This is a genomic window from Rhodanobacter sp. DHB23, assembly GCF_014842975.1.
Taxonomy (GTDB): domain Bacteria; phylum Pseudomonadota; class Gammaproteobacteria; order Xanthomonadales; family Rhodanobacteraceae; genus Rhodanobacter_A.
Window position 1 is genome coordinate 1 of sequence record NZ_JACYXK010000012.1, and the last position, 13,666, is coordinate 13,666.

A 13,666-nucleotide genomic window follows, 5' to 3' on the forward strand; every position below is an offset into this window, starting at 1 on the left:
TTGAACGTGGGAGTGCCCATCCCAGCAGATATTTACAATGGCCTGACCGGTTGGCAACGATGTGACATTGGGGCTAACAGCTGCGGCGATAAGAATGAGTGAGACAATGCTCATAGAGGCCTAACGCCTGAGTTAAGCGGCGGCGAAGCCGTCCGCCTTGAACGAAATGTTAGGCATCGAGCCTACACCGGAACGCGAGCGTGTACCCCGCAAGGTCGATGCTTTCCCAATCACTTGACTCGTGGATGGGCATGTCCAGAGTGGACTTGCGCAGTGTTACCCCTTCTGTGAAGTCGGAGAGGATGATGATGGCGGAACCCTCAAGAAGTTTGTGCGAAGCCTTGAACACGCCCAAGTCATCTGTTTGCTCGATGGGAGTAACTGATACGTTGCCACGACCCAATAGCTCGTCGTTGAACAGCAAGGCAAGTTCGACGCGCATATCTCTGGATGCCTAACGCTTAGTAGACCCCGGATCGGGGCATATGCACGGATGCTCCGCGCTGGCTCCCATTTCGTCAAGGGAAGAAATCCTACAAGCAATCATGCACTTGTCCGGCTCCTTTCGGTCGCCGCGCAGGGGCACGCTCGTGTGCGTATCTCGCGAAACGAGGCTTGTATGTCTTATCACCCCGAAAACGGCGATACGCACGGGACTCCTGCCAAGGCGCCGCGGTTGCTGGACGAGGTGCGGCGGGTATTGCGGGTGAAGCATTACAGCCTGCGCACGGAGCAGATCTACGTGGGCTGGATTCGCCGCTTCATCCTGGCCAATGGCAAGCGCCATCCGCGCGACATGGGCGCAGCGGAACTGGAGGCCTTCCTTTCGCGATTGGCGGTGCGCAATCAGGTCGCGGCCAATACGCAGAACCAGGCGTTGTCTGCCTTGCTGTTCCTGTATCGCGAAGTGCTTGGGGTCGAGTTGCCGTGGCTGGATGGGGTGACCCGGGCGAAGCGGCCGGCACGGGTGCCAACGGTGTTGTCGCGCGAGGAGGTGACCCGGCTGCTGGCGTACATGGATGGCCGTCCGCGGCTGTTGGCTTGCCTGCTCTACGGTGCCGGCTTGCGCCTGATGGAGGCGCTGCGCCTGCGCGTGAAGGACGTGGATTTCGACCGCGGCGAGATCACCGTGCGCGACGGCAAGGGCGGCAAGGATCGCCGTACGATGCTGCCGCGCTCGCTGATCGAGCCCCTGCGCTTGGAGCTGGAGCGTTCGCGCCAGTTGCACCAGGCCGATTTGCACGAAGGTTTCGGTGCGACATGGCTGCCGTTCGCGTTGGCGCGCAAGTATCCGTCGGCGCCGCGCGAGTTCGGTTGGCAGTACGTGTTTCCCGCGCCCCGGCGCTCGGTGGACCCGCGTGACGACACTGAACGCCGGCACCATTTCGACGACGGCATGCTGGCGCGCGCGTTGAAGAAGGCCTGCCGCGAGGCGGGCATCGCCAAGCCGGTGAGTGCGCACACGTTGCGCCACTCGTTCGCCACGCACCTGCTGGAGTCCGGCAGCGATATCCGCACGGTGCAGGAGCTGCTCGGGCACAAGGATGTGTCGACCACGCAGATCTATACCCACGTGCTCAACCGTGGCGGCCACGGTGTGTTGAGTCCGCTGGACCGGTGAATGGCTGCGGTGCGGCACGCGCTACGATAGCGTCTTGCTCCTTGCCGGAAGCACCGAAATGACGCTGTCGATCCGACCCGCCACTGCCGCCGACGTGCCCGCGCTGTGCGCCTGGAACGCGGCGATGGCGCGCGAGACCGAGGGGCTGGAGCTGGATGCGGCAGTGCTGGAGCGTGGCGTGCGCGGCGTGTTCGAGCAACCCCAGCGCGGCTTCTATCTGGTCGCCGAGCGGGATGGCGTGGCGGTGGGCGGCCTGATGGTCACGTTCGAGTGGAGCGACTGGCGCAACGGCGATTACTGGTGGATCCAGAGCGTGTACGTGGTGCCGGAGGCGCGCCGCGATGGCGCGTTCCGCATGCTGTACGCCGAGGTGGCACGCCGCGCCCGCGCGGCACGGGCGGCGAGCCTGCGCCTGTACGTGGAGACGGGAAACGCCCGCGCGCAGGCCACCTACGAGCGGCTTGGCATGCACCGCTGCCATTACGAGATGTACGAGCAGGTGCTTTGAGGCGTTGCATTTATAGAGCCCCGCTCCCTTCGGGACCTGATTAGCGTCGAGTCTCAGTCGTGCCATGTTCGGTCTCCCTCCCCTGCATGCAGGGGAGGGCTGGGGTGGGGTCAGGCTCTTGCGAAAGCCATCCATGAGAGTCTTTCGCAGGGTTTCACCCCCTCCCAACCTCCCCCTGCAAGCAGGGGGAGGAGCAAATCGGCTTGCCGCTGAGACTCGACGCTAATCAGGCCTTCGGGAGAGGGGTTGGAGTGAGGGTTCGGGCATGGCGCGCTGTTGAAGTTCGTTGCCAAGTTTGTCCACGCGCTTCGCCCGCACCCTCATCCGGCGCTGCGCGCCACCTTCTCCCGCAGGGAGAAGGAAAAAGCGGGCCGGGTTTCGCCGCACACCTGATCTTCCGATGGGAGCGGATGTTCTCAGTGCAGCGATGCAGACGGCGCCGCGAGCTGGCCGTGTTCGTCCAGCACGATGCGGCCCGGCATCTGCAGCTCGGCGGCGCAACCGTAACGGGCGGCGAGCGCGGCGAGCAGCGGACCGAGCGCGCGCGGCTGCAGCGGGTAGCCGTGCGCGAGCACGCGCGGCTGGCTGCCTGCGCCGAATTGCGCGGCGGTGACCGCCACCACGCCGAGGCCGGGTGCTTCGTGGGCATACAGCCGTGGCGTTTCGTGCCGCGGGTCGGCGTCGGCCACGGGCTCCAGCAGCCAGCCGGCATCGCCTTCGCCGTCCGGCGCGGACTGCAGGCGCAGCGGCAGCGCGTGGGCGTCGAGCAGGGCGGCGTACTGGCGCAGTTCGAACACGATGCCGGCGAAGTCGTGCGCGCGTTCCGTGACCTCGCCGCCCTGCGCTGCCAGCCACTCGGCAGGCGACTGCGCCAGTACGCGGCCGTTTTCGTAGTGCAGCGCCAGGCCGCGCGCGCTGAGCACGCCTTCCTCGCGGTACGGCGTGAGCAGGGCCACTTCCAGCAGGCTCCACAGCGGCGCGAGGTTGACGTGTTCGTACTGCACGCAGGTCAGCGCCAGCAGGTCGTTGCGGCTGAGGTAGCGCGCGTGCTCCAGCCGCACGCCCAGCGTGCGCATCAGCCAGTCGGCGGTATGCGCGCCGGCTTCGCCGCGGCCGACCAGTTGCACTTCGATCTGTTCGGCGAGTTCCTCGGCGAGTTCCTCCGGCGCCAGCAGCGACAGCGGCAGCAGGCGCATCGGGCCGTCGGCGTAGTGCGGCGAGGGTTCCAGCGGCTGCGCCGGCATGCGACCGTCGTGGCTGCCGAAGGCCACCACCTGCGCCACGCCGGCGCGCGGCACGCGGCGGCCGAGTTCGTCCAGCGTGGCCCATGCCGGGAAGCCGGGGCGCAGCAGTTCCACCGGGTCGAACAGCGCGCCGGCCAGCACCAGCCGCGCCTGCGCCACCTGCGGCAGCAACGCGTGCAGGTCGGTGGCGACCAGGCTGGCCAGTTCGTCCGCTTCGTCGCGGCTCAGGGTGGCGCGCGGCGCGGCGCCGGCCACGGGTTCCAGCGCGAGCACGATGGGCAGGGCGATCAGGGTGGAGGCTTCCACGGCAGCGAAATCCGCGAGGGAAAAGCGCGATTCTAGCAAGTGGGCGAGGCGCGCCCGGCCTGGGTGCGGGGCTGCTCCGGTGAACGAAATGCCATTTGCGCGACGCGCCGCGCTTCCGCGCCGTGGCGGGGCGGGTTAGCCTTGCAGGCAATCTTTGCTGGATTTTCCCGGAATGGAACAGATGCAACGGCGCGTGGGTGTGATCGGTGGCGTGCGGATCCCGTTCTGCCGCAACAACACGGCCTATGCCGACGTGGGCAACTTCGGCATGTCGGTGAAGGTGCTGGGCGCGTTGGTGGAGCGCTACGGCCTGCACGGGGTGGAACTGGGCGAGGTGGCGCTGGGCGCGGTGATCAAGCACCCTTCGGACTGGAACATCGCGCGCGAGGCGCTGCTTTCCTCCGGCCTGGCGCCCACCACGCCGGGCATCACCACCGCGCGCGCCTGCGGCACATCGCTGGACAACGCCATCATCGTGGCGAACAAGATCGCGGCGGGCCAGATCGAGGCCGGCATCGCCGGCGGCTCGGACACCACCAGCGACGTGCCCATCGTGTTCGGCACGCGCCTGCGCAAGCGCCTGCTGGCGATCAATCGCGCCAAGACGCCGCTGGACAAGCTGAAGGTGGCGCTGCACCGCTTCTCGCTGAAGGAACTCAAGCCCTCCTTCCCCGGCGTGGCCGAGCCGCGCACCGGCAAGTCGATGGGCGACCACTGCGAGCAGATGGCGAAGCAGTGGCATGTCACGCGCGAGGCGCAGGACCGGCTCGCGCTGGACAGCCACCGCAAGCTGGCCGCCACCTACGACGCGGGTTTCTTCGAAGACCTGATCGTGCCGTTCCGCGGCCTGGCGCGCGACGGTTTCCTGCGCCCCGACACCACGCTGGAAAAACTCGCCGCGCTCAAGCCCGCGTTCGACAAGAGCTCGGGCCAGGGCACGCTCACCGCGGGCAACTCCACCGGCCTCTCCGACGGCGCCGCCGCGGTGCTGCTGGCCAGCGAGGAATGGGCCACGCAGCGCGGGCTCAAGGTGCAGGCCTGGTTCCGCGACGCCGAGGTGGCCGCGGTGGATTTCGTGCACGGCGAGGGCCTGCTGATGGCCCCTACCGTGGCGGTGCCGCGCCTGCTGAAGCGCAACGGCCTCACCCTGCAGGACTTCGACTTCTACGAGATCCACGAAGCCTTCGCCGCGCAGGTGCTGTGCACGCTGCGCGCGTGGGAGAGCGCGGATTACTGCAAGAACCGGCTGGGCCTGGACGCGCCGCTGGGCGCGATCGACCCCGCCAGGCTCAACGTGCATGGCTCCAGCCTCGCCACCGGCCACCCGTTCGCCGCCACCGGCGCGCGCATCATCGCCACGCTGGCGAAGATGCTGGAGCAGAAGGGCTCGGGCCGCGGCCTGATCTCGATCTGCACGGCGGGCGGCATGGGCGTCACCGCGATCCTCGAACGCTGATTCCGTAGGAGCGCACCCTGTGCGCGATGGCTCTTGGCTTCGATCAAACATCAGAGCCATCGCGCACAGGATGCGCTCCCACGGGCGGTCCCTTCAGCCGTGATTCGACCGCGCTGGGGCATAAAGGCCGGATGCTGCGTCTGCGCACCACCACCACCTTGAGCCTGCTCGCCCTGGGTATCGGCATTGCCGGTACGCAATGGCTGTGCGGTTTCAACACCGGCTGGGCCGGCCCCAGCGAGCGCGTGGCGGGTTTCGTGCCCGCGGCGCACCACCCCGCTGCGCGCGTGGCACGCCATCATGCGGCAAGCCAGCCGCATGCCGTGGCGGTGGCGCATCGCACCGTGCTGCCACCCGTGGTGGACGTCGCGCAGGCTGCACCGGCGGTGCAGCCGCCGGAACTGGTGCCGGTGTCCATGCCGCAGATGCCGGTGTCGTGGTCGCAGATGGAAGGCCACCTGCAGGGCCGCGTGCTGCTGCACCTGACCATCGACGGCAGTGGCCGCGTCGCCGCGGCATCGCTGGCGGAGTCCAGCGGCGATCCCGTGCTCGATGCCCATGCCCTGGACACCGTGCGTCGCTGGCGCTTCGCCGTGCCTGCCGACCATCCGGATGGCTTCAGCGGCGACTTGCCGATGAGCTTCACCCGTGGCGGGCAGCAGGTGGCGGCAGCGCCGTAATACCGCAGGCCCGTTCCGCGCCGATGCTTCTGCCGCCGCGCCTCAGGCCTCGGTCTTTGGGCTGGCGGTGCTGCGCATGCAGCGGACATAGGCGATGTTGCGCATGTCCGTGCCCGTGCTGCCGATGGCATAAACCGGCGACACGGTGGCCTGGACTCGGCAATGGCGCCCGGCATGCTGGCGCAGGGCATCGTGGTCCATGGGCGTGCTGGCGCAGGCGGCCAGCACCGCGGCGGCAAGGGCCGCGATGGCGATCCGGATGTTCATGGCGGTTCCCTGCGGGCCATCCGGAGGATGGCGCATGGCGATCAGGCGGATGCGGTACGGGCGATGGCGTAACCATGCCGGCTGCGGCGGCTTGCCAGGCAAGCCGCCGCAGCCGGCGACGAAGATCGGGTCGCTGCCTACGGCGCGGCGCCGCTGAACTTCTCCACGGTGGCGCCCTTCACCGCGCCGATCTGCGCGCTGTCGCTGACCTTGAGCACCACCTCGCGGCGGAACTCCAGCGTGCCCTGCACCACGGCGTGCGGGCCGATCACGATGGTCGGCTTGCGGTCGTTGCCGAAGTGGAACCAGCCGCCGTTGTTCGGCTTGTCGACCAGGATGCCGCCTTCGACGTGCGAGCCGGCGCCCACGGTGATATCGCCGGCCACGGTTTCCAGGCCGCCGGCGACATGCGCGGCGTCGAGGGTGATGCCGCCGTTGACGTTGGACAGGTGGCCGTTCACCTGCGCGCTCCGGGCGAGGCTGATCGCGCCGTTCACGGCTTCGACCGTGCCGTCGACCTGGCTGCCGGTGGCGAGCCGGATCGCGCCGTTGACGGTGCCCAGCTTGGCGGCATGGGCCTGCGCGCCGAGATCCACCGAGCCATTGACGGTGCTGGCTTCCTGCACCACGGCGCCGTCGCCGATGTGCACGCTGCCGTTCACCGAGCTGACATCGCCGGCGTGCTGGCCGGCGTCCACCTGCACGGTGCCGTTGACCTTGCTGATGTCGTTGTCCGCCGCGGTGGCCGCCAGTGGCGCGGCGAGGGCCGCGAAAATGGCCGTGGAGAGGGCGAGGGGAAGCAGGATGCGGCGCATGGGCATGACTCCGTTCGTGGGAATGACCCTCATGGGATGCAGCGCACCCGCAAAGGGTTGGCGTGACCTTCGGCATGGTGGCACCATGCCGGACTTCCCCGCCGAGAAGCCAACGCCATGCACAAGCTCGTCCTGATCCGCCACGGCCAGTCGCAGTGGAACCTCGACAACCGTTTCAGCGGCTGGGCCGATGTGGACCTCACCGCGCTGGGCGAGCAGGAGGCGCGCGAGGCGGGCGAGTTGCTGAAGCGCGAGGGCTACGCGTTCGACGTGGCGCATACCTCGGTGCTGAGGCGCGCGGTGCATACCCTGTGGGGCGTGCTCGACGCGATGGAGATGTCGTGGCTGCCGGTGCATACCGACTGGCGCCTCAACGAGCGCCACTACGGCGCGCTCACCGGCCTCAACAAGGCCGAGACCGCGGCGAAGTACGGCGACGCGCAGGTGAAGGTCTGGCGCCGCAGCTACGACATCCCGCCGCCGCCGCTGGCGCGCGACGAGAACGAGGCGGTGCACGACCCGCGCTACGCGGCACTCAAGCCCGAACAGATTCCCGACACCGAATGCCTGAAGGACACCGTGGCCCGCGTGCTGCCGTACTGGCACGAAGTGCTGGCGCCGGCGATCAAGGCCGGCCGGCGCGTGGTGGTGGCTGCGCATGGCAATTCGCTGCGCGCGCTGGTGAAGTATCTGGACGGTATCTCGGACGCCGACATCGTGGAGATGAACATCCCCAACGGCGTGCCGCTGGTGTACGAGTTCGATGCCGAGCTCAGGCCGCTGAAGCGCTACTACCTCGGCGACGCCGCGGCGATCGAGGCGAAGATGGCCGCCGTCGCCAACCAGGGCAAGGCCAAGTAATCCCTCCTTAAATCGGGTTCTTGCTCGATCAGGTTCTTGCTTGTCATTCCTGCGAACGCAGGAATCCAGTGCCTTTGCATTCCAGAATTACAGACAATGGATGATTCGCTGCGCTCGCCCCCTTTGGGGCCAGCCTTCGCTGGGATGACGGGCAAAGTCCGAGGTTCCTAGGCGGCGCGGGCGCGCAGCAAGGCACGGATCGCGTCCATCACCCGTTGCACCGGCGCGCGGCGATAGTCCCAGCGCGGGTCGCTGTCGACCGGGTTGACCACCATCGTCGCATTGGCCTCGAACAGCAGCAGGTGGCCGGCGCGGTCGATGCCGAAGTCGATGCCGGCATAGTCGAGGCCGAGGACCTGTTCGATGTCGGCCAGGGTACGCAACTGGTCCCGGGTCAGCACCTGTTCCATGGCGGTGATGAAGCGTTCGTCCTCGCTCCGGTGCGCGGCGCTCCCGGCCATGTCGGCGCTGAAGTAATGCACCTTCCAGTCGTGCGATACGGCGGCATGCAGTGGATAGAGCGCATGGTCGATCATCATCACGCGGTATTTGCGGATCTTGCCGTCGGTGCTGCTGGCGTCGAGATATTCGATCGCGATCAGCATTTCGCCCGGCAGCTTCGCCGTCGCCGTGGCCAGGTCCTCCGGCCGCTCGACGCGGACGAAATGGTGCCCGGTATGGAAACCCGGTGAACGCAGCAGGCAGGGAAAGGCGATGCCGTGGTCGGCCAGGATCGCGGCGGCGTCGGGCAGGGAGGCGCGCGGCAGCATCGCCATGTTCGGCGTGATCAGCCCCGGGATGGTGGCCAGCCGCCCGGCGTTGCCGGCCCGGCCGGTGGCCAGGACCGCCTCGGGCCGGTTGATGACGGGGGCCGTGCTGCGCGCCACCAGGGCCGCCGCGTCCCGTAGCGCCGCCGCCGCGAGATCGGCGTCGCCGATGGCATTGAAGATCAGCCGGTGCGGCGGCAGTGGCGCTGTGGGATCGGCGAAATCGGCGAACAGCACGGTGGTCGCGAACAGGCGGTCGTCGATGTGCTGGCGGATCGGCACCGCGCCGCCGACGCTCGAACCCAGCACCAGCAGTTCGATGGGTGCGGCCTCGCCGCGATAGGGATAGGCCAGGGTCGGACACTGGCGGAATCCCTTCTCGCGATAAGGCACGGCCGCGGCCTCGTCGCCCAGCCCGGCAAGGGTATGCGCCATGCCGCGGTTGGCCTCGATGCTGTCCGGAGCCAGCGCCAGGGCGGCGGCGAAATGGACGCGGGCTTCCTCGAATGCTTGCGCCTTCTGCAGGGAGGTGCCGAGATTGATCAGTCCGGTCGGATGGTCGGGGTGATGCTTGACGGCCTCGCGATAAAGCGTGCGGGCCGCGCTGGTATAGCCCAGGCCGTCGAGCAGGGTGCCGAGGTTGTTGAGCAGGCCGGAATGGCCCGGCATCACCGCCAGCAGGGCGAGATAGGCCTCCCTGGCGTCGGCTTCGCGCCCGAGACGGGCCAGCAGGTCGGCGCGTCCGAGGCGCAGCTCGCCGGACGGGTCGCCCTCGGCGATGCGGCGCTCCAGCCGGTCGAGGTCGTCCAGCAGCTGCTGGCGGTATGGGAGCGGGGTGGCCATGTCGGGCACGGGAATCGTCGGGGAGGGCGGACCGGATCGGTGGCATTGTAGAGCGGTGTGCGTGGGCCGCCCGGCGAGCGATGTCCCTGCAGTCCGTGCGGCGGCCGGCATGCATGCCCTTCGTCCATCGCGCGGCGCGCGCGGTGCGGCTAGGCTGCCCGCATCTCCAGCCACGGACGCAACCCATGCCTGCCCACCTGATGAACTACGTGATCATCGTGCCGTTGATGGCCCTGCTGATCTGGCGCCGCATCAGCCGCAACTTCGGCCGCCAGCCGATCCGGCGCGGACGCATGGTCGCGCGGATCGCGATCTTCGCGGTGATCGGCGGCCTGTTGATGCTCGCCGGCCTGAGTGACATCCGCCTGGCCGAGGGCCTGCTCGGCGGTGCGGTGACCGGCGCGGCGCTGGGCTTCGCCGGCCTGCGCCTGACGCGCTTCGAGACCGATCCGGTGAAGGGCGACTGCTACGTGCCGAACCCGTGGATCGGCGCCGTGCTCACCGCGCTGCTGCTGGGCCGGCTGGTGTGGCGCTTCATGGCGCTGACGCCGCAGATGCAGCAGGCCAGCGCGCTGGCCGCCAGCGCACCGCCCGGCACGGACATGCAGATGGGCTACCAGGCCAGCCCGCTGACGATGCTGCTGATCGGCCTGCTGGTGGGCTACTACATCGTCTATTTCGCCGGCCTGCTGGTGCATCACAAGCGTTACCGGCAATCGCATGCGACGACGGTCGCCTGACGGCCGTTGCAAGGCCTCTTGAAGCCGTCGGCTTCCGCCTGCGGCGCAAGCTTTTCCTGGCATCTGTTCAAGGGTTCCTGCGATCACGCAGGGCGTCCCTTCCACGAGTGGGAGGGCTCCGTGTTCAGGGCGCGACGCTGAAGTCGATCTCCAGCGGATACGGCACGGGTGCCGCCGGCGGCGCGGGCAGCGCCAGGCCGGCGAAATGCGCGGCCATGCAGTTGGCGGTCGGCGTGGCCGGCTGCACCGCGATGTGTTGCGGCCTGCCGTGCGCATCCACGTCCAGCACCAGCGTGAACGGCGACTTGTCGTTCCTGGAAGTGGCCAGGCAGCCCTTGTAGGCCGCCGCCGTGGAGCCGTCGATATGGCCCCACAGCGTCTTCTGGTAGGCCGGCCCGCTGGCGGCGGCCTCGGCCATCTTCGCGGCGTGCACGCGCGATTCGAAATCGCCGTCGCCGGCGGTGGCCGGCGTGGCGCCCAGCAGCAGGGCGAGGGCAAGGACGGTGGACATGGCGTGCGTGGTTCCTGCAGCGGCGGGCTGCCGGAACCTTAGCAGCTCGCCCCGTCGCGGGCGGCCTGACCGCGCAGCCAGCCGGCGACTTCCGCGGCGGGCATCGGCATGGCGATGTGGTAGCCCTGCACTTCGTCGCACTCCATGTCGCGCACCGCGGCGAGCACGCTGGCGGTTTCCACGCCTTCCATCACCACGCGGAAGCCGAGCTCGTGGCCCAGCGCCACCATCGCGCGCACGATGGCGGCGTCGTGCCGGCGGTTGCCGAGGCCGCGCACCAGCGACTGGTCGATCTTCAGGCTGCTGGCCGGCATGCGGCGCAGCGCGTCGAGGTTGCTGTAGCCGATGCCGAAGTCGTCGATGGCGATGCCCACGCCGGCTTCGCGCAGGGCGACCAGGGCGTTGCGGGTGAGTTCGTTGTGGTAGATCGCGGTGCCCTCGGTGAACTCCAGCTCCAGCCGGTTGAGCGGCACGCCGTGGCGCCGCGCCGCCGCGGCAAGGCGCGATTCCAGCGTGGCGTCGAGGTCGATGCTGGAGACGTTGAGCGACAGCCGCACGTCCAGCCCTTCGCGCTGCCAGGCGGCCAGCTGCGCCAGGCCGTGGTCGAACACCCAGTCGGTCAGCCCGCGGATCAGGCCGGCCTGCTCGGCCAGCGGCACGAAGGTGCCGGGCGATACCGGGCCCAGCGTGGGATGGCGCCAGCGCGCCAATGCCTCCAGCGCCACGCAGCGGTTGTTTTCCAGCGCCACGCGCGGCTGGTAGTGCAGTTCCAGTTCCGTGCCGTCCGACAGCGCGGCCGCCAGCTCGGTGACCAGGAAGAATTCCTGCCGCTGGCGCTCGTCGTCGCTGCGGTTGTACACGGTCCAGCCGCTGGGCGTGCCCATGGCGATCCACGAGGCGTTCATCACCCGGCGCAGCGGGTCGCCGCCGCGCAGTTCGTGCGCCTCGACCTCCAGCAGGCCCACGCCGGGCTGCAGGCTGAGCGTGATGCCCAGGCAATCCACCGGCTCGCGCAGCGCCGCGACCAGTGCGTCCAGCCGCGCGGGCGACGGCGCGCCATGCGCACCGGGCAGCAGCACGGCCAGGCGGGTCGGCGCCACCATGTAGAGCTGCATGCCCGGCGTCGTCCACGCCTGCACGCGCTCGGCGGTGGCGCGCACCAGCGCGTCGGCATAGGTATGGCCCATCGCGCGCACGAAGGCGTTGAAGCGCGCCACGGGGGCGATCTCTATCGCCGTCAGCCAGGCCGTGCCGACGCCATGCGCCAGTTGCGCGGCGAGGTCGGCGAAGAACGCATAGCGATGCGGCAGCCGCGTGGAAGGGTCGATGCGGTTGAGGTAGCTGCGCAATGCCGCGCCGGTGCCGGCCAGGGCCGCGGCGTCGCGCAGGGCGGCCTGCTCGCCGTTGGCCAGGGCGAGGCGCGGGCGCCGGTCGACCACGAACAGCACGCCCAGCCGCTGTCCGTCCAGGCCGAACACCGGCTCGCAGGCGAAGAAGCCGACCGTGGCGTGCGCCGGGTCGGTGCCGGGGGCAAGGAAGCGGGCATCTTCGCGGGCATCGGCCACGATTTCGGCGACACCGTGGTGCGCGATCCTGCGGCAGGCGGCCAGCAGCGTGTCGTCCAGCGCCAGCGTGCCCGACTGGCCGGGCGGGGTGTACCAGAAGGTGCTGCCATCACCCAGCAGCAGCGCCACCAGCGGCACGCCCAGCGCATGGGTCGCCAGCCGCGCCACGGCTTCGAAGCCGGGCAGGGCGTGCTGCTCGGCGGCAGCGCCGCCCGGCGGCGCGTGATCGGCGTCGGTTTGCCCGACGGAGGGCAAACCCCGCGAGATTTCCATCGTCCCATCCCCCTGTATGCGCGACCGCATGGTGCAGCCATGGCAGGCTACTGCGCCGTCGGTGGGGTGGCAATGCTCAGTCGACGCGGTGCGGCAGCGCCAGGTAGGCCTCGCTCTGCATCTCGATCAGGCGCGACTCGGTGCGGCCGAATTCGGCGCGGTGGCGCTCGCCGTCGTACAGCTCGGTGATCGGGGCGGCGGCGGAGAGGATGAGCTTGACGTGGCGGTCGTAGAACTCGTCGACCAGTTGCACGAAGCGCTTGGCGGCGTCCTCGCTGTAGGCGTTGAACTGCGGCACGTCGGAGACGATGACCGCGGGGCCGGCCTTGGCCAGCGCGATGTAGTCGGCTACCGCGCGTGGGCCTTCGCACAGGGCGGCGAAGTCGAACCACAGGATGTTGTCGGCGCGCTTGCGCAGCGGGATGGCGCGGCCGTTCACCTCCAGCAAGCCGCCCTCGACGGTGGTGCCCTGGGCGTGGCCGCGGAAGATGCGCTCCATCGCGCGCTGCGCCTCGGCGCCGGGCGGCGTGTAGTACACCGCCGCCTGGGCCAGCGCGCGCAGGCGCCAGTCGCGCGTGGAAGCCATCTCGACCACGTGGCAGTGCTGCTGCAGCAGGGCGATGGCCGGCAGGAAGCGCGCGCGCTGCAGGCCGTCCCGGTAGAGGTTTTCCGGCGCGGTGTTGGAGGTGGTGACCAACGCCACGCCGCGCGCGATCAGGCATTCCAGCAGGCGGCCGAGGATCATCGCGTCGCCGATGTCGCTGACCAGGAACTCGTCCAGGCACAGCACGCGGCAGCGCGCGGCCAGGCCGGCGGCCACTTCGGCCAGCGGATCCTGGCGTTCGCCCAGCTCGCGCAGGCGCTCGTGCACCTCCTGCATGAAGCGGTGGAAGTGCCGGCGCAGCACGGTGCCGCGTGGCAGGCTGGCGGCGAACAGGTCCATCAGGAAGGTCTTGCCGCGGCCCACCGTGCCCCACAGGTACAAGCCCTGCGGCGCCGGCGCGGGTTCGCTGGCGAGCAGCGATTTCAGGCGGCCGAACAGGCCGCCGTCGCGTGGCGCGGCGGCGCACAGCGCGGCATGCAGGCGGTCGAACTCGGGCAGCACCGCGAGCTGGGTGGGATCGGACTCCCAGCGGTGCGCGGCCACGCCTTCCTGGTAGCGCACGCCGGGGGCGGGCGAGAGGGTTTCGCTCATGCGGCGGTCACCGG

At 69.4% G+C, this 13,666-nt stretch carries 14 protein-coding genes; 6 read left to right on the forward strand and 8 right to left on the reverse strand.

What is annotated here, in order from left to right:
- Positions 1-169: 169 nt before the first annotated feature.
- On the reverse strand, positions 170-442 hold the full coding sequence (locus IHE47_RS00390) for a hypothetical protein (RefSeq protein WP_192103018.1): 273 nt from the start codon (positions 440-442) through the stop codon (positions 170-172).
- A gap of 177 nt (positions 443-619) precedes the next feature.
- Here IHE47_RS00390 and IHE47_RS00395 point away from each other — a divergent pair, with 177 nt between their 5' ends.
- Both IHE47_RS00395 and IHE47_RS00400 read left to right on the forward strand, forming a co-directional pair.
- Positions 620-1,621, forward strand: coding sequence for an integron integrase (locus IHE47_RS00395; protein ID WP_192103020.1), 1,002 nt, complete (start codon positions 620-622; stop codon positions 1,619-1,621).
- A 58-nt stretch (positions 1,622-1,679) separates the two neighbouring features.
- Entirely contained in the window at positions 1,680-2,129 is a 450-nt protein-coding gene (locus IHE47_RS00400) for a GNAT family N-acetyltransferase (RefSeq protein ID WP_192103022.1), read from the forward strand.
- A 416-nt stretch (positions 2,130-2,545) separates the two neighbouring features.
- Here IHE47_RS00400 and IHE47_RS00405 read toward each other — a convergent pair whose 3' ends face one another.
- A complete protein-coding gene (locus IHE47_RS00405; RefSeq protein WP_192103024.1) occupies positions 2,546-3,679 on the reverse strand; it encodes a hypothetical protein in 1,134 nt (377 codons plus the stop codon).
- Between the two features lie 172 nt (positions 3,680-3,851).
- Here IHE47_RS00405 and IHE47_RS00410 point away from each other — a divergent pair, with 172 nt between their 5' ends.
- Positions 3,852-5,135 carry an acetyl-CoA C-acetyltransferase gene (locus IHE47_RS00410; protein WP_192103026.1) on the forward strand — a complete coding sequence of 428 codons (1,284 nt, stop codon included), beginning with the start codon at positions 3,852-3,854 and terminating at the stop codon, positions 5,133-5,135.
- A 131-nt stretch (positions 5,136-5,266) separates the two neighbouring features.
- Entirely contained in the window at positions 5,267-5,815 is a 549-nt protein-coding gene (locus tag IHE47_RS00415) for an energy transducer TonB (RefSeq protein ID WP_192103028.1), read from the forward strand.
- Positions 5,816-5,857: 42 nt separating this feature from the next.
- On the opposite strand, the gene IHE47_RS00420 is transcribed toward IHE47_RS00415, so the two are convergent.
- Together IHE47_RS00420 and IHE47_RS00425 are read right to left on the reverse strand one after the other, a co-directional pair.
- Positions 5,858-6,082, reverse strand: coding sequence for a hypothetical protein (locus IHE47_RS00420; RefSeq protein ID WP_192103030.1), 225 nt, complete (start codon positions 6,080-6,082; stop codon positions 5,858-5,860).
- Positions 6,083-6,219: 137 nt separating this feature from the next.
- Positions 6,220-6,897 carry a hypothetical protein gene (locus IHE47_RS00425; protein ID WP_192103032.1) on the reverse strand — a complete coding sequence of 226 codons (678 nt, stop codon included), beginning with the start codon at positions 6,895-6,897 and terminating at the stop codon, positions 6,220-6,222.
- Between the two features lie 117 nt (positions 6,898-7,014).
- Between IHE47_RS00425 and gpmA the strand changes: the two genes are divergently transcribed.
- Positions 7,015-7,758 (forward strand): 2,3-diphosphoglycerate-dependent phosphoglycerate mutase, encoded by a 744-nt coding sequence (gene gpmA, locus IHE47_RS00430; RefSeq protein WP_192103034.1) that lies wholly within the window; start codon positions 7,015-7,017, stop codon positions 7,756-7,758.
- Between the two features lie 167 nt (positions 7,759-7,925).
- Here gpmA and IHE47_RS00435 read toward each other — a convergent pair whose 3' ends face one another.
- Positions 7,926-9,368, reverse strand: coding sequence for a hypothetical protein (locus tag IHE47_RS00435; protein WP_192103036.1), 1,443 nt, complete (start codon positions 9,366-9,368; stop codon positions 7,926-7,928).
- A 185-nt stretch (positions 9,369-9,553) separates the two neighbouring features.
- On the opposite strand from IHE47_RS00435, the gene IHE47_RS00440 reads away from it, so the two are divergent.
- Entirely contained in the window at positions 9,554-10,108 is a 555-nt protein-coding gene (locus IHE47_RS00440; RefSeq protein ID WP_192103037.1) for a DUF1453 domain-containing protein, read from the forward strand.
- Between the two features lie 124 nt (positions 10,109-10,232).
- Here IHE47_RS00440 and IHE47_RS00445 read toward each other — a convergent pair whose 3' ends face one another.
- The 3 genes from IHE47_RS00445 to zapE all read right to left on the reverse strand — a co-directional run bounded on the left by IHE47_RS00445 (position 10,233) and on the right by zapE (position 13,652).
- On the reverse strand, positions 10,233-10,619 hold the full coding sequence (locus tag IHE47_RS00445; RefSeq protein ID WP_192103039.1) for a peptidase C13: 387 nt from the start codon (positions 10,617-10,619) through the stop codon (positions 10,233-10,235).
- A 38-nt stretch (positions 10,620-10,657) separates the two neighbouring features.
- Positions 10,658-12,457: a sensor domain-containing phosphodiesterase gene (locus IHE47_RS00450; protein WP_192103041.1), complete on the reverse strand. Its 1,800-nt coding sequence runs from the start codon at positions 12,455-12,457 to the stop codon at positions 10,658-10,660.
- 76 nt (positions 12,458-12,533) lie between these two features.
- A complete protein-coding gene (gene zapE, locus IHE47_RS00455) occupies positions 12,534-13,652 on the reverse strand; it encodes a cell division protein ZapE (protein WP_192103043.1) in 1,119 nt (372 codons plus the stop codon).
- Positions 13,653-13,666: the final 14 nt, after the last annotated feature.